Source organism: Clostridium algidicarnis, from assembly GCF_000703125.1.
GTDB lineage: Bacteria > Bacillota > Clostridia > Clostridiales > Clostridiaceae > Clostridium_L > Clostridium_L algidicarnis.
In genome coordinates, this window is sequence record NZ_JNLN01000001.1 from 2,636,834 (window position 1) to 2,659,515 (window position 22,682).

Annotated in this window: 25 protein-coding genes; 2 read left to right on the plus strand and 23 right to left on the minus strand. The window is 28.0% G+C overall.

Features of this window, described 5'->3' with window-relative positions; translation table 11 throughout:
• The first annotated feature begins 3 nt into the window (after positions 1–3).
• Both BV55_RS15965 and ytfJ read left to right on the plus strand, forming a co-directional pair.
• On the plus strand, positions 4–510 hold the full coding sequence (locus BV55_RS15965) for a DUF2953 domain-containing protein (protein ID WP_029453154.1): 507 nt from the start codon (positions 4–6) through the stop codon (positions 508–510).
• Positions 511–529: 19 nt separating this feature from the next.
• Complete coding sequence (gene ytfJ / locus BV55_RS0112540) at positions 530–931, plus strand: GerW family sporulation protein (RefSeq protein WP_198023221.1); 402 nt, start codon at positions 530–532, stop codon at positions 929–931.
• A gap of 100 nt (positions 932–1,031) precedes the next feature.
• On the opposite strand, the gene scpB is transcribed toward ytfJ, so the two are convergent.
• The 23 genes from scpB to spoIVB all read right to left on the minus strand — a co-directional run bounded on the left by scpB (position 1,032) and on the right by spoIVB (position 22,511).
• Complete coding sequence (gene scpB / locus BV55_RS0112545; RefSeq protein ID WP_029453156.1) at positions 1,032–1,616, minus strand: SMC-Scp complex subunit ScpB; 585 nt, start codon at positions 1,614–1,616, stop codon at positions 1,032–1,034.
• Entirely contained in the window at positions 1,609–2,355 is a 747-nt protein-coding gene (locus BV55_RS0112550; RefSeq protein WP_029453157.1) for a segregation/condensation protein A, read from the minus strand. The genes scpB and BV55_RS0112550 overlap by 8 nt, the downstream gene beginning before the upstream one ends.
• 220 nt (positions 2,356–2,575) lie before the next feature.
• Positions 2,576–3,703, minus strand: a complete 1,128-nt coding sequence (locus BV55_RS0112555) for a D-alanyl-D-alanine carboxypeptidase family protein (RefSeq protein WP_423752113.1) — start codon at positions 3,701–3,703, stop codon at positions 2,576–2,578.
• 251 nt (positions 3,704–3,954) lie between these two features.
• On the minus strand, positions 3,955–4,833 hold the full coding sequence (gene xerD, locus BV55_RS0112560; protein ID WP_029453159.1) for a site-specific tyrosine recombinase XerD: 879 nt from the start codon (positions 4,831–4,833) through the stop codon (positions 3,955–3,957).
• Positions 4,834–4,920: 87 nt separating this feature from the next.
• The gene (gene spoIIM / locus BV55_RS0112565) at positions 4,921–5,547 is read right to left on the minus strand and encodes a stage II sporulation protein M (protein ID WP_029453160.1); all 627 of its coding nucleotides are present in this window, start codon (positions 5,545–5,547) and stop codon (positions 4,921–4,923) included.
• Positions 5,548–5,783: 236 nt separating this feature from the next.
• Positions 5,784–5,969, minus strand: coding sequence for a sporulation initiation factor Spo0A C-terminal domain-containing protein (locus tag BV55_RS15445; protein WP_423752114.1), 186 nt, complete (start codon positions 5,967–5,969; stop codon positions 5,784–5,786).
• Between the two features lie 122 nt (positions 5,970–6,091).
• Positions 6,092–6,346, minus strand: coding sequence for a hemolysin XhlA family protein (locus tag BV55_RS0112570; protein WP_029453161.1), 255 nt, complete (start codon positions 6,344–6,346; stop codon positions 6,092–6,094).
• A 19-nt stretch (positions 6,347–6,365) separates the two neighbouring features.
• Positions 6,366–6,494, minus strand: coding sequence for a BhlA/UviB family holin-like peptide (locus tag BV55_RS15450; protein WP_084170569.1), 129 nt, complete (start codon positions 6,492–6,494; stop codon positions 6,366–6,368).
• A gap of 78 nt (positions 6,495–6,572) precedes the next feature.
• Positions 6,573–7,682, minus strand: a complete 1,110-nt coding sequence (locus tag BV55_RS0112580; RefSeq protein ID WP_029453162.1) for a hypothetical protein — start codon at positions 7,680–7,682, stop codon at positions 6,573–6,575.
• 1 nt (position 7,683) lies between these two features.
• Positions 7,684–8,031 (minus strand): hypothetical protein, encoded by a 348-nt coding sequence (locus tag BV55_RS0112585; RefSeq protein WP_029453163.1) that lies wholly within the window; start codon positions 8,029–8,031, stop codon positions 7,684–7,686.
• Positions 8,032–9,078: 1,047 nt separating this feature from the next.
• Positions 9,079–10,380 (minus strand): phage portal protein, encoded by a 1,302-nt coding sequence (locus tag BV55_RS0112590; protein WP_035794426.1) that lies wholly within the window; start codon positions 10,378–10,380, stop codon positions 9,079–9,081.
• 29 nt (positions 10,381–10,409) lie between these two features.
• Positions 10,410–11,978: a terminase large subunit domain-containing protein gene (locus tag BV55_RS0112595; protein WP_029453165.1), complete on the minus strand. Its 1,569-nt coding sequence runs from the start codon at positions 11,976–11,978 to the stop codon at positions 10,410–10,412.
• A 2-nt stretch (positions 11,979–11,980) separates the two neighbouring features.
• On the minus strand, positions 11,981–12,331 hold the full coding sequence (locus tag BV55_RS0112600; protein ID WP_051652505.1) for a hypothetical protein: 351 nt from the start codon (positions 12,329–12,331) through the stop codon (positions 11,981–11,983).
• 862 nt (positions 12,332–13,193) lie between these two features.
• Positions 13,194–14,330 carry a hypothetical protein gene (locus BV55_RS0112605; protein WP_029453167.1) on the minus strand — a complete coding sequence of 379 codons (1,137 nt, stop codon included), beginning with the start codon at positions 14,328–14,330 and terminating at the stop codon, positions 13,194–13,196.
• Between the two features lie 17 nt (positions 14,331–14,347).
• Positions 14,348–14,533 carry a hypothetical protein gene (locus BV55_RS0112610; RefSeq protein ID WP_029453168.1) on the minus strand — a complete coding sequence of 62 codons (186 nt, stop codon included), beginning with the start codon at positions 14,531–14,533 and terminating at the stop codon, positions 14,348–14,350.
• Positions 14,534–14,553: 20 nt separating this feature from the next.
• Positions 14,554–14,727 (minus strand): helix-turn-helix domain-containing protein, encoded by a 174-nt coding sequence (locus BV55_RS15455; protein WP_084170570.1) that lies wholly within the window; start codon positions 14,725–14,727, stop codon positions 14,554–14,556.
• Between the two features lie 70 nt (positions 14,728–14,797).
• The gene (locus BV55_RS15730; RefSeq protein WP_029453169.1) at positions 14,798–15,625 is read right to left on the minus strand and encodes a major capsid protein; all 828 of its coding nucleotides are present in this window, start codon (positions 15,623–15,625) and stop codon (positions 14,798–14,800) included.
• Between the two features lie 87 nt (positions 15,626–15,712).
• Positions 15,713–16,171: a hypothetical protein gene (locus BV55_RS0112625; protein ID WP_029453170.1), complete on the minus strand. Its 459-nt coding sequence runs from the start codon at positions 16,169–16,171 to the stop codon at positions 15,713–15,715.
• 2 nt (positions 16,172–16,173) lie between these two features.
• Positions 16,174–16,359, minus strand: a complete 186-nt coding sequence (locus tag BV55_RS0112630) for a hypothetical protein (RefSeq protein ID WP_029453171.1) — start codon at positions 16,357–16,359, stop codon at positions 16,174–16,176.
• A 2,554-nt stretch (positions 16,360–18,913) separates the two neighbouring features.
• Positions 18,914–19,120, minus strand: a complete 207-nt coding sequence (locus tag BV55_RS0112635; RefSeq protein ID WP_029453172.1) for a hypothetical protein — start codon at positions 19,118–19,120, stop codon at positions 18,914–18,916.
• A gap of 12 nt (positions 19,121–19,132) precedes the next feature.
• Entirely contained in the window at positions 19,133–20,134 is a 1,002-nt protein-coding gene (locus tag BV55_RS0112640) for a tyrosine-type recombinase/integrase (protein WP_029453173.1), read from the minus strand.
• A gap of 143 nt (positions 20,135–20,277) precedes the next feature.
• Complete coding sequence (gene spo0A, locus BV55_RS0112645; protein WP_029453174.1) at positions 20,278–21,090, minus strand: sporulation transcription factor Spo0A; 813 nt, start codon at positions 21,088–21,090, stop codon at positions 20,278–20,280.
• 209 nt (positions 21,091–21,299) lie between these two features.
• On the minus strand, positions 21,300–22,511 hold the full coding sequence (spoIVB, locus tag BV55_RS0112650; protein WP_029453175.1) for a SpoIVB peptidase: 1,212 nt from the start codon (positions 22,509–22,511) through the stop codon (positions 21,300–21,302).
• Positions 22,512–22,682: the final 171 nt, after the last annotated feature.

Here is a 22,682-nt window from a genome sequence, read left to right on the forward strand (position 1 = left end):
ATCATGTTTATTAAAGGTTTAATTATATTTTCTTTTTTAATTATACTTGCACTTATTCCCATTCCCTTAAAAATAAGCTTAGAAGTGAAAGATAAAAAGGTCCACATTAAATTATTTAACAAATCTATTAATTTACATAATCAAAGAAAACAAAATTTACATAAAAATATTAAGTCTAATAAAATAAAATATATTAATCTTTTAAACAGATATAAATCCTCTAATTTTAAAAGTAATATATCTATAGATACTTATATAGAACATGGGTCTAATGATGCTTCACTTACTGCTATATCCTATGGGACCTTGAACTCATTTTTTTATATACTATATTCATTATTACAAAATATATTTAAGATAAAGCATTACAATTTAAAAATAGTGCCAAATTTCAATAAAACTATTTTACATCTAAAAATAAGGTGCATAATTTACATAAATATGGCACAAGTTATTAATATACTTTTTATGTATAGGAAATCAATTAAGGAGGTGAAAGCTAAAGAGTGATTACACTCTTAGCATCATTATGGAAAATCATCCTATTGACAATTTAATGAAAACTACTATGGAAAACATTCGAGATATGGTAGATGTAAACACTATAGTCGGAGATACAATTGAAACGAAAGATGGTAGTGTTATATTACCTATTTCAACGGTATCTTTTGGTTTTGCTTCAGGTGGATCTGAATTTTTACCTACCTGCCAAAAAAACAGTGGAGAAGATACAACTAATTTCCCTTTTGGAGGCGGTTCAGGGGCTGGAGTATCCATTAAACCTGTGGCATTCTTAGTTTTAAGAGATGATTGCTTAAGACTATTATCCGTAGATCAAGATAATACCTATGATAAGATAGTAGATACTGTTCCGCAGGTAATAGACATGATGAAAGACTTGTTAAATAACAAAAAGTGTAAAGAAGAATAAAATAATCTTTTAGCCTTATGGTGGATGATGTAATTACTTTAAGTTAGGGAATACTTATATTTCCCTAACTTAATATTACACTTATCTCTTTTTTATATAATTATATTTCTTCTGTACTTGCTACCTCATCTAAAAATGACTCTAGAGATGGTAATTCTTTAAGTGTCTCTATATTAAATTGTTTCAAGAATTCAACAGTGGTACCATAAAGTATAGGTCTTCCTGGAACATTTAAACGTCCATTTTCTTTTATTAAATTTCTTTCTAATAACTTTTGTATAGCACTATCACTTTTAACACCTCTTATCTCATCTACATCAATCCTTGTTATAGGCTGTTTATATGCAATTATAGCAAGACTTTCAAGTGCTGCTTGAGATAGGGACTGACGTGAACTTCCCTTTAATACTTTTTGGATATATTCACTGTTTTCAGGTTTAGTAACAAGTTGATATTTACCATCTATATGTATTAATTTTATACCTCTTTTATCACCTTCATAATCCTTTATCATAAAATTTAAAAGCTCTTTTGTGTAGCCATTACTACATTCAATAATATTTGAAATATACCCTAAATCTATAGGTTCTCCACTAACAAAGAGCAATGATTCTATTACTGAAGTATATAATATATTTTTTGATGTTTGTTCAAATTCTATTTGATTTAAATCTTTATTATGCATTTAATATAATCCTTTCTATGTAAATTTCAGAAAAACTATCCCCTTGAGTAACATTTATAGACCTTTCTTTGATTAATTCAAGTAATGCTAAAAATGTAACAACAACTTCTAGTTTAGAGTTGCAAGCAAGTATTACCTCATAAAAGGTTATATTATTATTTTTATATAAAATTTCTTGTATATGCCGTATCTTATCTTCTACCTTGTATTTATCTAAAGGTATTTGTGTTTCTATAACATTACTAGTGTTCTTTTTGTTTTTGTAATTTAATATTAAGTCATTATATAAATTATATAAATTAAGCATAGTAACATTTTTTAAGAGCTCTTCATTGGTTTTAGGTATCTTTTCTCCAATTACTTCTGGCATTTTAGCATACATTTCCCCTGTATCACCTTTTAACTTTCTAAAATATATAGAGGCTTTCTTAAATTTCTTATACTCTATTAGCTTTTGTAATAGATCCTCTTTGTACCTTTCTTCAGCTTCATCCTCTTCTTTTTTTATTTTGGGAAGAAGCATCTTTGATTTAAATTCTATAAGTGTTGCAGCCATAACGATAAACTCTGAAGTTATCTCAAGATCTAATTCTTTCATTTCTTTAATATACTCTATATATTGATTAGTAATTTCATATATTTTTACATTGTAAATATCCATCTTGTTCTTTTTGATTAGGTGTAATAACAAATCAAAAGGACCTTCAAAATTTGATATTTTAATATTTAAACCCTCCATAAAATTCACCTCTTATAATTTCTCTCTAGTAGTACCTATTAATTATATTATAGCCTTTGCATATTGTCATCTTTATATCTTAAATGCAAAAAAGAGTTTCTAAAAATATAAGTATATATATTTTAAAAACTCTTTTTTATATTAAATTTTAGATATGTTTAGGTGAATAAATCTATTTTTTGTATCTCGTTAATTCAAAGGGAAATATTATTACATATTTTTAAATTGCCCCTTCAAATATATTCTTTAAGTTATACTTAATATTATCTATTAAAGTAGATTTTTTAATCTCTCTGTCTGTATATATCTCAACCTCACCTAAAAGGGTTTCTCCTTCATAATATTTACAGTGACCTATTACATCATCTTTATTATAACTTTTTTTATCTTCATCAATTATCAATTCTTTTGTTGTTTCAACTTTTTGACCCTTTTCTACTATAATATTTAATTCTTCTTTAGCCTTTGCTATAAAATATCTTTCTCCGCTTTTATCTAAAACTATTTTATCAACTTCTGCATCTTTTTCCACAATACTTTTTTTCTCAAATTTAGAGAAACCATAATTCATAAGCATACTAGCATCTTTATTTCTTATTTTATAGGTAGGTGATCCCATTATTACAGCCAATACCCTTACCCCATCTTTAGATGCAGTTGAAGATATGCAGTACTTAGCTTCTTCTGTATAACCAGTTTTTAATCCATCACATCCATCAAAAAATCTTACTAATTTATTATGATTTACAAGCTCTATAGGTGACTTTCTTCCTTCAGATATGGTCTCCATATATGTACCTGTATATTTTAATATATCAGAATGCTTTAAAAGCTCCCTTGACATTATTGATATATCATATGCGGTACTCAAATGTCCTTGTTCCGGAAGTCCAGTGCAATTTTTAAATGTAGTATCCATCATTCCGAGGCTAGAGGCTCTTGCGTTCATCATATTAACAAAGGCCTGCTCTGTACCACCTAGAAATTCACCCATAGCAACTGCTGCATCATTTCCTGAGGCAATAGCTATACCCTTTATTATTTCCTCTACTGTTCTTACCTCTCCTGTATCTAACAACATAGTGCTACCACCCATTTTTTTTGCGGTTTCACTTATTGTAACCTTATCTTGAAATGTTATATTACCTTTATCTATTTCCTCCATAGCTATAAGCATTGTCATTATCTTCGTAACAGACGCTGGTGCAAATTTTTCTTTAGAATTCTTTTCAAAAATAATCTTTCCTGTACTCACCTCCATTAATAATCCGGATTTAGCTTCTATATTCAATCCCTCTGACTTTATATCTTTATTTAATTCTTTTTCCTCTGCGGGAACATTTACCATAAGCAAATTAAGTATTAAAATTAAGCTTGAAAATATCTTGATTTTCTGCATTTTCATAGTAATTCCTCCTTCCTTTAAACTTATTTTTTCCTAAATTTAAATTATTATCACTATAAATGAAATTATTTTTAAAAAATAAAAAAATACCTCCTAGTAGATAATCTATTTTTAATTAATTAGATTGTCTACTTTGGAAGTATCAGTTCATTAATAACTATTTTTCAATATGTTATTTATTTAATTTTAGGTCCTTAAGCTCTTGGATGAGCCTTTTTATATACTTCTATTAATTTATTCTTTTTAGTTATAGAATAATAAATTTCTGTAGTAGATATGTCAACGTGACCTAAAAGTTCCTGCACTGATTTAATATCTGCACCATTTTGTAAAAGGTGAACAGCAAAAGAGTGTCTAAATGTATATAAATTTATATCTTTATCAATGCTAGCTTCTTTAGCATAAGCTTTAACTATTTTCCAAAATCCTTGACGACTCATCTTATTTCCTCTTGAATTTAAGAACAATAATAAGCTTTCTGAATTACTTATAGTTTTTCTTAAATCTAAATATTCCCTAACATATCTTATGGCTACACTTCCTAGTGGTATTATTCGTTCCTTTTCTTTTGAGCCTTTACAGACCATATACTCCATGTTTAGGTTTACATCAAAAATTCTTAAATTTAGTAGTTCTGTAACTTTAATACCTGTTGCATACATTAATTCTAGCATAGCTCTATCTCTTACACCTTTATATGTTGCTGTATCCGGTAAGTTTAGCAAGGTGTTCATTTCCTCTATTGTAAGTATTTTGGGAAGATTTCTTTTTATTTTGGGTAGTTCATAACTTATCATTGGAGATTCTATTATTAGATGTTTTTGTAATAAAAATTTATAGAAATTTCTAAGAGTAACCAAATTTCTATTTATGGAAGAATTAGCTATACCTTCTTTTATAAGTTGTTGAACATAAGACATAATTAAAATTTCATCAACTTCATTAAATTGTTCTTCCCTATTATTTAAAAATGCAAAAAACTTCTCTAAATCATTACTATAAGCTTCTATAGTATTTTTAGATAAATTTTTACTTTTTATAAAGTTTATATACTTCTCCATGTATTCATCCATAAATCTCACCTATAATCCTTAATATATACTATATATATTAACACATTTATGTAAAGTTAAAAAGTTTTCTGTATTATAGGCATTTTATTATTGTAATAAATATTTTAATATTGAAGGAGTAACATAACTTTCCATTAATATACCTAAACTTACTATAAGTATTATTGTAGCTATACTGACTATCATATTTTTATTTTCGCTAATAGCATAGTTTTTTTTACCAAAGAGGTTGTTTTTCATCTTGTCTAAAGATGTCCTCATAGATATTACCGATGCTCCCATTATACAAGGAATGTATATTATATTTTGCGGCATAACCCCAATTAAAGCTAATACTAAGCCTTTTCCCCCTAACATATCTATGGCAAATGAGATGGTAAATCCTATAGTAAATCCTTTGATTAAATTAATTAAAAGTATCAAAGGCAGTCCCACAAAAGTTATTCCTAAGAAGAATATAAGAAAAATCATAGATACATTATTTTTTATTGCTTCGAAAAATATACTTTTATTATTTATTTCTTTTGAAGTAAGGATTTCAATAAATGAATTAAAATAATTTGATAAATCTAATTTATCTACCTCTGACATATATTTCATTGCATATATTCCGAGTACTATGCCTGTACATAAAAATAACAAACTTACAATATAAAGCCAAAAGTTGTTTTGAATATGCTGAGTAATAACATTAACGTACTTATTATCTCTCATTACTTTTTCCTCCCTAGATCTTTTTTATTATCATATGTCTTAGATATATATATGTCTATTATGGAGTTCATATTCTTATAACTTTTATATTACCTTTCACAATAAAAAACCTCCAATATCTTTTTTTAAAAATATTGAAGGTTAATATTCTAAATTTAAAATATTCATTGGAATAGTTTTATATCTATTGGTCTATAAATATAAGTCCAAGTTTTCTCACACTGTAGTACCCTAATTTATACTACTCTATTTTGAAGTCTTAACTTGTCTGCTACCATAGCAATAAATTCAGAATTTGTAGGTTTTCCTTTTTGATTGTGTACAGTAAAACGTAGTAACTGGCTCATTTTAGTTTTTAATTGTATTAAATATTCTCTTGTATCAGTAGGTACAGTTAGGGTAAAATTAGTTGTACCTAGTATTTATAAACATTATATATTATAAATTTACCTAATACAAGTAAAATAATTATATTTTGAAGAAAAAAGCAAAAAAAAGACTAAGAAATTAATCTTAATCTTTTTGACTACTAATTAATAGACCTTTATTTTATTAATCCCTTTTGAGCTGCATAGAAGAAAAACGTTATAAAGCCACCAACTAGAAACCCCATAGACCACCTTATAGTAACTACTAAATTTGCTAATTGATCACATAAATTATTTACTCTTACAGCATTAGCTGTGTCATTTTGTTCTAACTTATCTATCCTTACACCATGATTATCAATCCTAGCATCGTGTATAGATAATTTTTCTTTTATAGCTAAGTGTCTTTCATTACATATATCATCTGCCATTCTTTATCACTCCAATCTTTTAAAGTTTTATATATCTTTTTGCTCTTTTCTCTGATCTTAAATCTCTTTCTTTTTGCTCTTTCAGTACATATATAAATAAACTTATAAATAAAGCATACTCAAACCCTTTTATTAGTGCTATTTCCATTTATCATCACCCCTTTTATTAATATTAGACAAAATAAAAAGACTTCTAATTTATTTACTGTTAGAAGTCTTTGTTTGATTACAACATTCTTGAAAATATAATTATTGTCTTTTCTAAACTTATACCATTATCACCAACTACTTTAAGAGTGCATTCTCCATAGTCTGCTGTTGGGAAAGCTGTAATAGAAGCACTTAAATTATCAGTTTGATTTAATGTTCCTAACTGTTCTGCTCCTGTCAAAGACCATGTATAAGTGCCAGATGGAACAGTTCCACCTTCCTCTTCTGTTTTAAGTACATATTCAATAGTTTTTCCTTTATATATCTTAAAACTCTTACCATAAATCGTTAAATCTACAACTGTAGGAACTTCTTCTACTTCTACGTTAATAGTTGTGGTTAAATCTAAATAGCTTATGGTTATAGTAGATTTACCCACTTCTAATCCTGTTATAATTCCAGCATCATCTACCTTGCATATATTAGGCTTGTTTGAAGTGTATATAAATTTAGGATTTGTTTCTTGTAGAATATTATCTTTATAATACTTTACTACTATTGCAGCGGTTTTATTTAATTTAAATGTAATATCATCAGCCATTATTTTTTCGTAAGAAACTTCATTTTTATTAGCTAATTCTTCTTTAGCATCATCAATATTATTGTCTATTTGATCTTTTTTACAATAAAAATATACTAATCCATCATGCTCATAGGTTTTCCCTGTTATTTTCCATGCACTATCCCATTTTATAAACCTTTTATCTATATCTATTTTCATGCTCAAGCTATTTCTAGGTACTGTAAGTTTTATATCTCCTATTGGTATCTGTAGCACATTAGAATTATATACATCTTGTTTGCTTATAGGTGTCATAATAGCATCTATTAAGTTTACCTTTTTATCTAAAGCAAATTTAATACTAGAATTTACTTTTATTATAGTAGCCTTAGAATATGTAGACTTAAATAAATCTACTACAATATATTTATTGTTTTCAATTCCTACTATATCACCCTGATTTATAATATCCTTTTCTATAAATAAATATTGAATATCTTGAGACATAAATTTATTCTTATCATCTATATTTTTTGTAACTACTTTATGTTTATGATTATTTATTGTGGCTATAGTTTTAGTTCTTTTTAATTGCTCCTTGAAGTGCTTTAGTTGTATATCCATATTACCACCTTCTTACAATCAATGGTGCTACATTAGAGTATTCTATTTGCTCTACTGGTAAAGTTGCTATTTTAGCTTTAATTTCACTTTTACGTTGTGATAAGAATTTTGAAGCATTTTCTGTAGTAAATCCATTACTATCGTCGGCAATTTTTCTCATTAGATCTATATCATTTGATATTGATTCTAAAATATCTAATACAGTTAATAGTAAATCCCTCTGATTTAGTTGCTTGTCATAATCCAAAGTTGGGATTAGGTTATTTTCTGTTAGGAATTGTGTATATTCTATATCTGTATAATATTCCTGATTATTTAATTCTAATTTAAGTCTTTCTAGTATTTTCATTTTATTTCCTCCTATTGAGTTTATTTTTGAGTATAAAAAAGGACGTCCTATTTATAGAACGTCCTATATGATGATAGGCTATTAAATAATTGTCACTCTTTTCTTCAATAGTTGCATCTAACCTACTTCCATTACATCTTTGCGCAATATAAGTAAATATAGAATATATATATGTATGATTATTAAATACGGTAATATAGGGGTAACCGTATGGTGTGCTTAGGTTTGGATATGGTAGATGATATTTCTTTTGTGGGTAAAAATTGTACTAACCCCACCCTTATATATAAGAATGGGGGTTCTCATTACCATTCGAACTTGCAAGTTTTATATATAAATACTTCATTTATCCTATTCATTATCTACTATATACTCAACTACCATATTTCCCCAACGTCGCTAAACCTCCGTTTCACGACATTATTAATTATATCAATAAAGCCCCTAGCCTAGTCATACCAACACTTACAAGCTTTTAATAATTATTTCCCTCTTCTGATAGGGATTTGATGTATATACTACACCTTTTCCGTGCATACCCCCCTACCCCTTCAAACCTAGTCATACCAACACTTACAACAATATAGATATAATTCACCTCTTCTTTGTAATAATCTTACATCAAATAATTAAGTACGTATAATATACATTATCTATACTTATTATGATATTGGTATATTCATTTCTTTCATTGGTAATATGTGATTATACCCTTTTATTGTCAATATAGTAGTATATGGTAGTGTATAGTAGTAGCTTGTGGTAGGCTGTTGTTGTGTTGTGATAGACTATGATATATGACACACGTGGGAGCGTGTATAATGAGGTTCTAATCCCGACCATTCTACTCTGAATTAGTTACTTAACAATATCTAATCATTATAATCAATAATCATTATCCATTAGCAACTATTAATATCATCTTATAATTATCTATATCTTTTAATTACCAATGGATTACCAACAAATCACCGCTCGATTCTCTATCGGTCGGTACAAACTATTAGTACATATATCTACTTATTTATATCACTTATCTATCCTACCTTATTCTACCTCATTACCCTCATTCACCTTATTATCTTGACCTATTCGTTCCATTTCCTGCCCTACATCTGTAGTAAGTGGACTTATTTGTATATAAGTTTCCTTACTCATTGCACCATCTTTATATTGATTACTTAGATTTGTTATTATTTCTGTTGTATTTTGTGGTATAGAATAATTAAATTCACAATCAATATATTCATTATCTTTAATTTCCACACCTTGTAGCAACAAAATATTTTTTATTCTTTCCCATCTTTCTTCCATTCCATTTCTTAGCCACTTCTCATTTAGCTGTGCTTTCTTTGTAGCTAACTCATACAACATTTTTAAGGATACCTCTGATACATTTGCTATATTACTATTACCCATAGCCACGCTAGGTGTACTACTAACATCTTGTAAACATTCTTTCAAGTTATCTAAAATTAATTTTATACTATTATAGTCTAATTCACCTGTAGCAAAATCAAATTTTCCACTATCTAAGTTGATTATTTGACCTACCATATCTGCATCCATAGTACCAACTACACTTTGTCCTGTTGCAACTCCTATAGGATTAAGACTTAAACAATACACACTATCTATCATCTTGCTTATTATCTCTTCATATTTGTCTAATATTGGTATTATATCTTTTAGTTCACTTTCTCCATATACTTCACTAGCTGCACTATAATTTTTATAATGTATAGGTAAGCCACCAATATTAGAACTTTCTTTTTCTAGTTTTAATATCCCATCTTCTGTGTTAAACTCTTGCACCTTATCTTCTGTATATAAATTCCAATATTCAGTTTGATTAATCTTATAGTATTCTATGAAAGCGATATATTCATTTTTAAAATTATATATTGGATAAGCTAAATCAGAATTAATAATTTTACTTGTTATTCCTTTAGCACCCTTATATACATATTCCCATGTATTACCACTTTGATTTACTTTTCTGATTATATTAAAATCTTGATTATGAAACTTTCCTAAACGATAAACATTATTATATATATCTACCATATTTTCTGTACCATTAAGTGAAACTCTTTTACCTAACAAATAAGTATTATGTATATTGAGAATTGTTTTAGCTTTTTGGATTACAAGCTTAGTTGTTGTGAATTTTTCTTTCTTCCATTCCATATCTGGCTTAGTTGTTATCCTATGTTTACCTTGCAAATATAATTTCATCTGCTTGTCTTCACTTATTCTTTGTAGATGCTCTGGTTTCATTATTTCGTCATGCAATAATGCAACAATATCTCCATTATAATATCTTTTTAAATATTCTTCAAAATTCAATTTTATTCCTTCTTTCAAATTTATTTTACTTATATGTACCAATAAGGATATTTAATAGCTTGTATTGCTAGTGCCATAGCCATTACAGTATCATCATGTCCGCTGCCTGTTGCTCCCATTGTCCCATTATCTTTTATGCTAAAGATTTTCATTTCTTGTAGAACTCTTATACTATTTATTTTTATTTCACCTTTTTCAAAACTTTCTCTTAGATCATTTATTGCCATACTTTTTGTTTTTGTATTAGTGTCAAATCCTATATTCCATCTTTCTTTGTTTCTTTCATCATAAGTCTTATATTTAACCATATTCATGTAATTTTTATCATACCTTAATTTTTCTATGACACTATGTCCACCTGAAGCTTTTTCTATACATAATAAAGCATAATTAAAATACATACCTAAAGAATAAAGTAAATCCACCATTTGATATGGTTTTATTTGATTATTATATAATTCTGCTACTTGCTCCCCTGTTTCTTTGTCTAATACTTCTAATACAGAATAATCTTGTCCAACTCCCTCTGACATATCTACACCAATTACATACCGTCTACCTTCCATTGGGATTTTATACATGAAAAAAGACCTACCATATAGTGCCATTAAATCTATAGGTAAATCTATTAGATTATTCTTATTGATATATTGTTGTTTTTCTTCTTTTATAGCCTTCTCTACACTTAAAATTCTACTATTATCAAAAACATTTGCTCCTGTAGATATAAAAGCTTCTGTATCGGTACTAGGATATTCTTGATGAAATGCTTCAACACCTGTATTAGCAACTTTTAACCTTCTCCACATTAATTGATCTATACTTGCACCCATATTTTTAAGTTCTATTTCTTCTTCATCTAATTCTTCTAGTGTCAATGCTCCATTATTTCTTATTTTATAGAGTTCTGCACTTTTTAAATAATCCTTTTTGAATAGAGTACTTCCATTTATCCAATTAAAAAAGAAACTTTTATATGAGTTTTCCCCATGTTTTGATTGAAAATATAAATCATGGAACTCATTCAGTCCACTTGCTGTAGATTCTATTATTAATTTACCATCTGCACTTAAAGCTTGTGTAATACTATTAAGTTGTTTCTTAGGCATCTTCCAAAAAGCAAACTCTGACAAATGTACTAATTGTAATGTATCTCCACGTCCAACATCTTTATTTCCAGCACATACACAAGTAATTTTACTACCATTTTCCATTTTTATTTCTTGACGATTATTTGCTAATGTTTTTGGTTTTAACCATTTAGGCAAACTATTAAATTGTTGTTTTAGCTTATCAAATATCGCATTACATGACTTTTGATCGTGAGAAACCAGCATACAATTTGAATTAGGGTACACTATACATCTTCTTATTGCTAATGCTACAGTAACAACACTTAATCCTAGTTGCCTACTTTTTAATACAATATTAAACTTTTCTAATGAATCAACAAATTCTTTTTGCTCTGATGTAAGTAAAAAAGGTACTGTATTTGTATCTTTATCTACTATTTTAATAAAACTTCTTATAAAATCTGCTTCATGACCATCCTGTAATAAAAATTTAAGTTTCAAAACATTTTCTGCACTCAATCCCACGTTTAATCCACCTCTATTTCTATACCGCTTAGGTAATCGTTAACTTCATCTGTTTTATTTACTAGAAAATCACTTTTGAAGAACTTTTGACACCAATCCGCACATTTAACATCACCTTGTTTAGCTTTTTCTTGCATTTTTAAATATATATCTAGCATTTCTGAATCCTTAGAATTATTTAGATATTCTTTTGCAACTTTAATCCATTGTTCCTTAGTTTTAAAATTCTTTAGACAAGTATCTAATGTAATGCCCATAGTTGGAGCTAAAGGCTTAAAACTCTCTTCTGTTTTATCTGGTGTATTGAAATACCATTCTACAAATCTGTCTATCTTATAACTTTGTTTTGCCATATTTATTCCCTCTTTCCAAATGTATAATTATGCACGTTTTATGTATATTTATACATTATATTTATTTCAGATGTTCATATTTCGTATATCTGAATTTTTATCTCTATTTCATTGTATTTATTTCAACTTCTTTTCTACAACACCTTCAAACCCAGTCATACCAATGGTTTAAGCCTATTAGCAGCAAACCCAATGATACCAACGGTTTAAGGCACTTTTTAACCTTAACACCCATTTCAGTTAAACGTGTGAATGAAAGTTGAATGATTGTATGTCTGTAAATTTTGGATTGATTTAAACGTCTGTAAAACTCGACCAGTCCAAAATTGGACTCTTGCAAAAATTATAAAATAATTATTATTAAACCTTTGACACGAACGTTGTAGTTCCAATAGTTCCCTTTGCACAACATAAAAATATATACCGTAGCGTTTGCTTTGACATGGTTGTAACCCCTGGACAACTCTAACTTACCTATATATGGGGAGGGTTAAAGGACTACACACACCTAACGGTGCTAGTATTCCTAATTAACCTAGCACCTCCCCAAACCCCACCGCAATTAACTATTATTATATTTTATATGAATGGGAATTATGGTGCGTAGCGCCATCACTACCGTAGGTAGCCCTGTATTATGTAATCAAATCTTTAAGAATTATAATTTTAGGTGTACAAGTTTCAAATTCCCTTATATAAGAATAATAAGTATTATATAAGGGAATTTGAAAGATAGTCGGTTACTCTTCTTCTTAGAGGTTTTGAGAAGTGACAAAAAATAAAGTTTACCGTGCTTTTCAAACACACTAAGTAATATATACTCTTCTTAGTGATGTTGAGAAGCACGGTAAAATAATATACCTTAAAAGTCTATATCTACATCTTCTACATCTAAATTATCTATAAGACTATATATTATTTCATCTTGCTCTTCTGCACTCAATTGAGTACTTATTTTATTATTTTTACACCTAATTATTTTATTTTTTATATCTTGATATGTTACATTCACAATTATTTCAATTATTTTATTGCATTTTGTTATATATTCTTCATCATTTCTATCAATTTCCCATTTACCAATAAAGCTTTTATTTTCTGACACTTTATTTTCTTCTTGCATTGATTTATTTCTCAAAAACTTTAATATTTCATTATTTAATTTTGTTATGTATTCTCCCTCATTAAAGCTTTCTATATTTTTATTTAGAATAATTATCTCATATCCCTTATAAATTCTTGTTATATTGGTTTCTTCTTGTACCTTTTTAAGAACTTTTACATTAAATTCTCTATTTAGCTTATAATTATTATCTTTTTGCCTTTTTGTTATATTCATTTCACACAATATTTTTTCCTCATATTTGGTTATTATTTCTAGTTCTTCTGGTGTAGCTATTCTACTTACATTATTTACATATACAAATGTACTAATTTCATATGAAATTGTATTGTCTTTCTGTAATCTATCTAAACTACCTTTTACAACTTCTCTTATTTTAGTTTTTACATTCTTAAATGTATCAAACATACAATATGTATTATTATTTAATTCTATTTCATTTTTTATTGTGTTGTAAAATTTCTCTTGATTAGCTATGGCTGTTCTATAATTACAATTAACTATTCCTGTAGCTTCTGCAATCTTATTATTAGTTGTATTCACTATATTTTTACCATTTGCCTGTGTTATTAAGTATTTATGCAATAAAAGGTCTATGTATTGAGCATAAATTTTATTTTGACCTCTACTACCTTCACTTTTACCTCTACCATCTATGTATTCAAACCCACTATTTATTTTATTAATTATTATTTTATATCCTTTACCTCTTCCTTCTTCTGTTATTTGCATATTTTCTTTTATCAATGTCAATATTTTTCTTCTAAATTTTGTATCATCTTTATATTCTATATTCATTTTTTCACATAATATTTTTATATTGTATTTTTTATTTAATTCTATTTCATTTTTTAAAGTATCTAAATTGATTTTCATAAGTGACATCTCCATTCCTAATTATTTTTATATCCTATTTCATTTTTTAATTTTATAATTGATTGCATTGCATTTAAAAAATCTTCATTTTTAATAAAGCTGTATGTTTCTTTGCCATTTTGATTATATTTAAAATATCTAAATCCTAAAAATGCTAACCCTTCTGCTAAATATTTATTCTTTATAACATAATACTTCTCCATACTTGATTCCTCCTATTTTATTATTGGTATACTGATGTTTTCCATCTTCCTATCCATTCATCTGTTGGTATTCTAAACCCATTCTCCACCATGCTGATATAGTTTCTAGTACACCCTATCCTATCTGCTAGTTCCTTTTGTGTTAGATTCCTTGATTCTCTAATTCTTCTAAACCCTTCTGCTCTCATAGACATTTTTATCACCTCAATATTTTAATTGTTTTAAAGGTGTGAGATATTATTCCCACACCTAAAATCTGATTTATTACTTTATTAAAACTATACCTTCTTCATTTAGCAATTTAACTGCAAAAATAGCATCTGCACAAATATCAGAAGATTTTGCTTTTGCGTTTCTTTGTATTTCTGTGTTAAATTCCTTTTTCATTTTGTAGCCTAAAGATCCTTTTTTGATTATTAATGTTTCACACTTCTTTGTGGAAGTGTCATATGTATCCTTGTCAGAAACAATTACTGGTATATTTCTAAAATATCCAACTAAACCATTTCTAATTATTCCACTACCATCTGTTACAAATGTCTTATTCTTATCTACGAATCCTTGCATTTCATAGAAAGCACCTAATAATTTACTATTTATTATGATTCCAGCAAAATCTTCTGAATCTTGCTCATCTCCAAATAATCCTAGTGCATCATTTAATTCTGTTTCTCTTATTTTGTTTGCAGATGCTGGTGTTGATATTAATAAAGTTTTCTTTGCTTCTGCAATTAATCTACTATCTAAATGTCTGGCAAATACTACACCTAATTGTCTTCCTGCTTCGTCGATGTGATTGCCTAGTGCTGTAAGGTCTTCATAATCTTCTACTGCTACTGCTCTACCTATATGTTCTATTATAGCTGTAGAATCCTTTTGACTTAACTTCTCTGTGTCCATTTCTGCCTTTGTTTTCATATCTGTGACAAGTCCACTTAAAGCTTCAAATCTTGGAAAGTGAATAGTTTCTCCAACTTCTCTGAATCCTTCTATTTCTCCTAAATCTACTGCTAAAGGTAATACCTTTACTGCTCCTGTGAATTTTGCTCCTAGTATTGATGTAAATAATTCTGGTTTTATTAAGTTTGCCATTTAAAATTCCTTCTTTCATTTTTTAGTGCTTTCTTTAACGTCTAAGCCAAAAAAGACATATAAAAAACACCCTAAAATAATAGAGTGTTATTTGCTGAGTGCTGCATATAGACTTGGGTTTGTATTATAAAGATTTAACCTTTCTGCATATCCCATTTCTTTAAATTGTTTTTTAGTTATTAAATCTGTTTGAGTATTTTTGTCTGTAGGTACATAAGCACCTTCTAGTTTTAAATTATTAATTATTTTACCTAAATCTTTTACAAATGCTTTAAGATCTTGACCTTTATCAATCTTTAAGTATTTAGTTAGTTCTGTTGGAAGATTAGCCTTAGTTAATTCTGTTTTAAGGGCAAATTCTGTTTCTTTAACCTTAAAAGCCTTTTCCCTATCTTCTAATTCCTTCAACTTAGTTTCTAATGTTTCAGTTTCTTTATTTGGCTCTGTTTCAGTTTCTGTAGTTCTCTCTGTTGTATCAATAACCTCTGTTTCTATTGTTTCTGGTGATTCCTCTGCGAATAGTTGTAAATCCATACCTTTTTTCATCTTTACATCTCCATTTCTAAATATTTTTTTAGTTTATTGTATAATTCTTTACCTAAAACTTTTTTATTGTCCTTGAATCTTGATAATGTTGATTTATTTACATTCAATTTTGTAGCAATAAATGAATACTTTACACCTCTTGAATTACAATGTTCTATTAACTTACATCTTAATTCCTCCTGTTCCATGTTTCTCCTCCACCTATTTAGGAAACTTTAGTTGCCTAAAAAAATATATTATTAATATTATTATTTTAAATAAAATAAAAGCACCTATAAGCTAATAGATGCTCTTAATGGCATTAATTCCCCATCACATCACTTTATACATTTTAATTTGAGGAAGGTTGGGTTTGAACCAACTACAAAAGTAATAAAACTTACCTATTATGATAACAACAAAATTAACAATAGGGTTAATAATAAAACCCCATTTAATATACTTAATAAATATACTAAATGCGTTTTTATCGTACTGTTCCCTTAGAGACCATTAAGGGTAAAACTCTGTAAGCTAGTAATACCAATGGTTTGAGGGTTGTTTTCTTAGTTCCCATTTTTCTCCAAACCCTACAAGCTGGTTGTATCAAGGGACGGATTTTTTCTATCACTTCACATTTTATGATTTCTTAATTTTTTCATACTTTTTCTTTGCCATTCAAGTTGTATTTCTTTTGCACATGATTTACAATATTTTATTCTTCCACTTTTAGCTTCTATTAATATTCCACAATTATGTGTAGTGCTCCCTTAGAGACCATTAAGGAATAATCCTTGTAAACAAGTGGTTTCAATGGTTAGAGTAAGGTTTTTGAGTTTTCCCTTTTATTGCCAAAAGCCTTATGAATTAGTAATACCAATAGTTATAGAGTTTTCTGCTCCGTCTACTATTCTACTACTCATAAAAAGGAAAATAACAGTGAATCACCTCTTAAACTAGTAGTATCAATGGCTAGAGTGGGTTTTCTATTTCGTTACATTCTTTTTTTATTTTATCTTTATATGTACTGTTCCCTTAGAGACCATTAAGGAATAATCCTTGTAAACAAGTAATAGCAATGGTTTGAGGGTTGTTTTTCAATTTTTACTTTTATTTACAAAAGCTTGTAAAGTAGTGGTATCAATGGTTATAGAGTTTTTGTAATCTATGACGTTTTAACTTTTCCATTCTAATGTCTACCTTTTCTTATTCATAAAAAGGAAGATAATAGTGAATCACCTCCTAGACAAGTAGTATCAATGGATAGAGTGGGTTTTTCTATTGGTGGTTAATTTTACGTTTCTTATTATATTTTTTATATTTTTCTAATTCCATCCCTTTTGCACATGATTTACAATATTTTGTTTTATTAGATGTAGCTTCAATTAAGATTACTTGGCTATTCATAAAAAGGAAAATAAGTACCTTTGCGTTACATATTTTATTTCCTATGTGTTCCCTTAGAGACCATTAACGTAAAAAGCCTATAAACGTTGGGGCTACTTGTGTTAAAGCCATTTTATGATAATGGAAACAATTAACAACAATAGCAATACCAACGTTTAAAGGGGTTTCTATTGGTGGTTAACATTTTTTATAATTACTTTATACCTAACCTTTTATATTCCTTATTGATTGTTTTTAGATTAGTATAAGTAAGGGTTTAAGTATGGTTTTAGTGGTCTAGTAGGCTACTATAAATACTACATGAGTAGACCACTGATTAAACCACTAATAGATAATAGAAAGGTAATAGAACATATAATAGAACGCATACACCTATCAAATTACACTTATATTGACCTGTTTAGTGTTTTAGGACGGAATAGGTATAAACACTAGGGTAAACTTTTAGATGGTGTATTATAGGGCATTTGTTGTAATTAAGAAGTTTAAAAGTCGGTTAGACCGATTTTCGGAATTGCCTTTTACTGAACCGTCTTCAATAAGTTGTTGTAAGTCTGGAGATAAAGTTTGGAGTTTTTTAAGCCTTTGAATAGTTCTAACGTCTACCCCTAATTCTCTTGCTATTTGCTCTTGGCTTAGGACATTTTATCCCACCAACAAAATGTTGGTCGGGTGTAGTTATTCGCTAGATCCGAAACTCATGTCTATATCATCCATGAGTTTCGGATCTGCAAATCGTTTCAACCGAGTTATTAAAATCTTTTTTCTAAATTGTTAAAAAACATTTTAGAATTAACTTGACTTCTTGAACCACACCAATTAAAGTTTTGGAAGTTGCTAGGAAATAGACGTAGTTTGCCCTAGAAAAGTGCTTTTTGAGATAAAAAGGGAAAGAGTACCAATTAAGATACTCTTTATATATTGATAATTTAAAGTTTTGTATAGTATGCTTAGGTTTCTTTAGTACTACTATTGTTGTATATGCTTAAACACTCTAATTACTGCCCTAGAGCTAACATATAAAGCTGATATTGCTATCCAGTAAACCTACCTGTATAATTTGTTAGAAGGCTATACACATCCTTCTTAGGGGCAAACAATACAATAGTAGAAATATTGCTTGTCCCAGCTACTTGTTTTGCATCGGCATAGCTAATCCTACTAGAAATTATTTAGAGTTGCTCTAGTGCTTAGACAACTTACCTATTTTAAACAATAGGAAACTTGACCTTTACAAACTCAACTTTTTTTGGTATAATCCAATTAATTGTATATTGTTGAGGGTAAAGGTTAAGTTAATCTTTATTCAATTAAAAGTGGGTATTACTAGTACCTGCTTTTTTTATTTGCCATTAATCAGTACCAAGTTCCATTAAATTTATAATGTAGCCATTGTTTATTTTTAAAGGTAGTTCTAAAGTAGCCATCTTCTAACTTAACGGAAATTGGTGTATATTCTACTTTTGCTGAAGCACCTAGTATACTTTGATGTTTTGTATATATTTTTAGGAATAATTCTTGTTGCTGAGTAGTTAATTTATTAAACCCTTTAATACTTTTCATAATAAAATCCTCCTATTTCATATTCTCCAATGGACTGTGAAGCTGATAGCTCTTTCTTATGTCTTCTACAGTTAAATCTGCGTAAGCTTGTTCTGTTACCTCTACACTGCTATGACCGAGTATTTGTGATAGCTGATATATGTTTCCTCCTGAAGTTAAATATCTTCTACCAAAATTATTTCTGAAGTGATGACAAGATATATTTGGATTTATTCCCGCTAACAATACATATTTTTTAATATTCTTTTCTACATTTGTTACTTCTAACTTTTTATTTCTAGCACTTGGAAATAAATAATCTGTATCCATATATCTATCTTTGTAATCTAACCATCTAGTTAAAATCTTTTGCATTGTTACGGAATAAAAAACATATCTATCTCTTCTGCCTTTGTTTATAGTGGCACTTATAAAAATTGCTCTTTTATCTGCTAATATATCTTTTTCTGTTAATGCTAAAGTTTCTCCAATTCGCATACCTGTATCCATTAACAAATGAATTAAGACATAGTCTCTATGTCCATGAAATGTAGTAGTGTCTATGGCACTTATAAGCTTTTTAAAATCTAAATCTGATATTTCTTCTTTAGGCTTTCTACTTATTTTTAATTGTTTAAGTTTTGTAGTAGGATTTACTTTTATATAGTTATTCTCCAAACAAAAACTAAAAAACACTTTGATATTTCTTAGATAACTGTTTATGGTGTAGTTAGATACTTGTTTTCCAAAATCTTTACGATTGTTAGGATTATTAATTTTTGTGGTTCTAGCATCTGTTACAAAGCTATATTTCCCTCGTTCTTTTGTAAATGTTAAATATTCTTTTATATGTTTTTCTTCAACTTTTCCTAAATCTAAAATGTTATATTCTTCTTCCAAAAACTTCAAAAATAACTTAATTGTACTTTCATAACTTTTTAAAGTTTTTAAAGTTAAATCTTTATTTGTACAATTAACCATAAAATCTTCTAAAGTATCTTCTAGTTTTCTTTCAGATTTTTTAATTCTAGGCAAAATAAAAACACCTCCATATCAAAAATTATATTTCTGATACAAAAGTGTATTTTTATTTATCTAATATATTAATTGGTCTAAAATGAAGTTAGTTGCTATCAAAGCACACTATATAAAAGCTTGTAACCTACCAGTACCCTAATTTATACTACTCTATTTTGAAGTCTTAACTTGTCTGCTACCATAGCAATAAATTCAGAATTTGTAGGTTTTCCTTTTTGATTGTGTACAGTATATCCAAAGATTTTATTTATAGTTTCTATTTCTCCTCTTCCCCAAGCTACTTCAATAGCATGCCTTATTGCTCTTTCTACTCTACTTGGAGTAGTATTGTATTTTTTTGCAATGGAAGGATAGAGTTCTTTTGTTACTGCTGATAAAAGCTCCATATCGTTTACTACCATGCTTATAGCATCTCTTAGATACATATATCCTTTTATATGTGCCGGCACTCCTATCTCATGAATTATGTTAGTTATTTCACCTTCTAAATCCATGGGTTCTTTTTTTAGTGGTCTTAGTTCTACACTATCTGATATTGAAACAACAGTTTTCTTTGTATCTGTAGCTAATGTATTATTAAACATTTGCCTTATTCTTTTTATGAAAACATTCATATCAAAAGGTTTTACTACATAATAATCTGCTCCCAAACTTATAGCTCGTTGTGTTATTTTATCTTGTCCTACTGCTGATAATACTATCACCCTTGGCATAGGGTCTATCTTCATGATATTTAATCTCTCTAGGACACCTAATCCATCTAAGTGTGGCATTATAATATCTAAAACAACTAAATCAGGTTTTCTTTCTTCTATTAATTTTAATGCCTCTAACCCATCCTTTGCTATACCTGCTACTACAATATCTTTTTGATTAAGTAGATAATCATTTAAAATATTGCAAAATTCTTTATTATCATCCGCAATTAGAACTGAAATTTTTGCTTCTTCCATCTTACCTTTCCCCCTTTAATATCTTATTCCAAATCTTAACAATTACTATTTCGACAAAACTAATGCTTTTCCTTCTTAAACTAAATAATTTATGTTATTTAAATGGAAAATACTAAAAAGTTTTAAATCTCTTTAGTATTTTCCATTTTATTTATATATATGATGGTAAACTCTTAATTATATATAAATTTTATAGTAAATTGTTTTTATTAGTCTAGTATACCAGAATCTTTTAACATCCACTCTATATATATGCCATATCCTGTGTCTGGCTTATTTATTAATACATGTGTTACAGCCCCAACTAGTTTATTATTTTGAATTATAGGACTTCCACTCATGCCTTGCACTATTCCACCGGTTTTCTCCAAAAGCTCTTTATCTGTAACTTTTATTACCATACTCTTAGGTCCTGGTTTATCCTGGTATAATAATTTTTCTATTTCTATTTTATATCTTTTCGGTCCTGAATCATCTATGGTTGTTATTATTTCAGCAGGTCCTTCTTTTAATTCTTCTTTTGAGGCTATCTTTAGGGGCTTATTAAACTTTAAACCTTTTATATTATCTGAAACTTCTCCAAAAATTCCACATTCAGTGTTATTTATTATATTTCCTAGAGGTAATGTTTCTTCTATAAAGTTTCCTTTAAGTTCTCCAGGACTTCCTTTTTCCCCTCTTTTTACACTTACAATAGATGCCTTTATAATTTCACCATTTTTTATAGTCATTATATTTCCTGTATCTTCATCTGTTACAGGATGACCTAATGCAGCAAACTTTTTTGTAGTATCATCATAAAAAGTTAGTGTCCCTACACCAGAAGTTGAATCCCTTATCCATAATCCTATTTTGTATCTTCCGCCTTTACCTTTTACAGGCATAATACTTTTCTCAATAATATTACCCTTTCTATTAATAATAAGTGAAATTTCTTTTCCTTCACAATTATTTATTGTTCTTACCATATCTTCTGCAGTATTTATTTCCACATTATTTATTTTTAATATATTATCGCCAATTTCAATTCCACCTTTTTCAGATATACTAGGTATATTTTCTGATTCATTTTCTATTTGTGAATATGCAACTACTAACACTCCATTTGTATTGAGTTTTATTCCAAGGCTATTTCCACCAGGATAAATCTCTATTTCTGAAATACTTTTTCCATTAGATTTTATAATGCTTTTACTTTGCAAAGAATTTAAAGTGTTTCTATTTGTAAAAAATATAGGATGGAATTTTAAGGTATCTTTGTTTATATCATTCTTTTGTAATACTTGTTTTACATTTATGCTTTGACTTTCTTTTACTAATATTAAATTTGGCGTTTCACTAAAGCTAAAAAATATATTAGAAAAAAGAATAAATATAGGAGTTAAAATAAAGCATAACTTATTAGATATATTTTTTCTCATGCCTTCTCCTCCTTTTTTATTTCATTAGTTTTAAATTCCCCTTTTTCTTATACTAATATCCTGTAATAATAATGTTATAAGAGTAAATATATATTTTAAAGCTCTATTTATTGATAAACTTCAAAAAAATAAAACTATAAAATTAATTTATAGTTTTATTTTGTGATTATA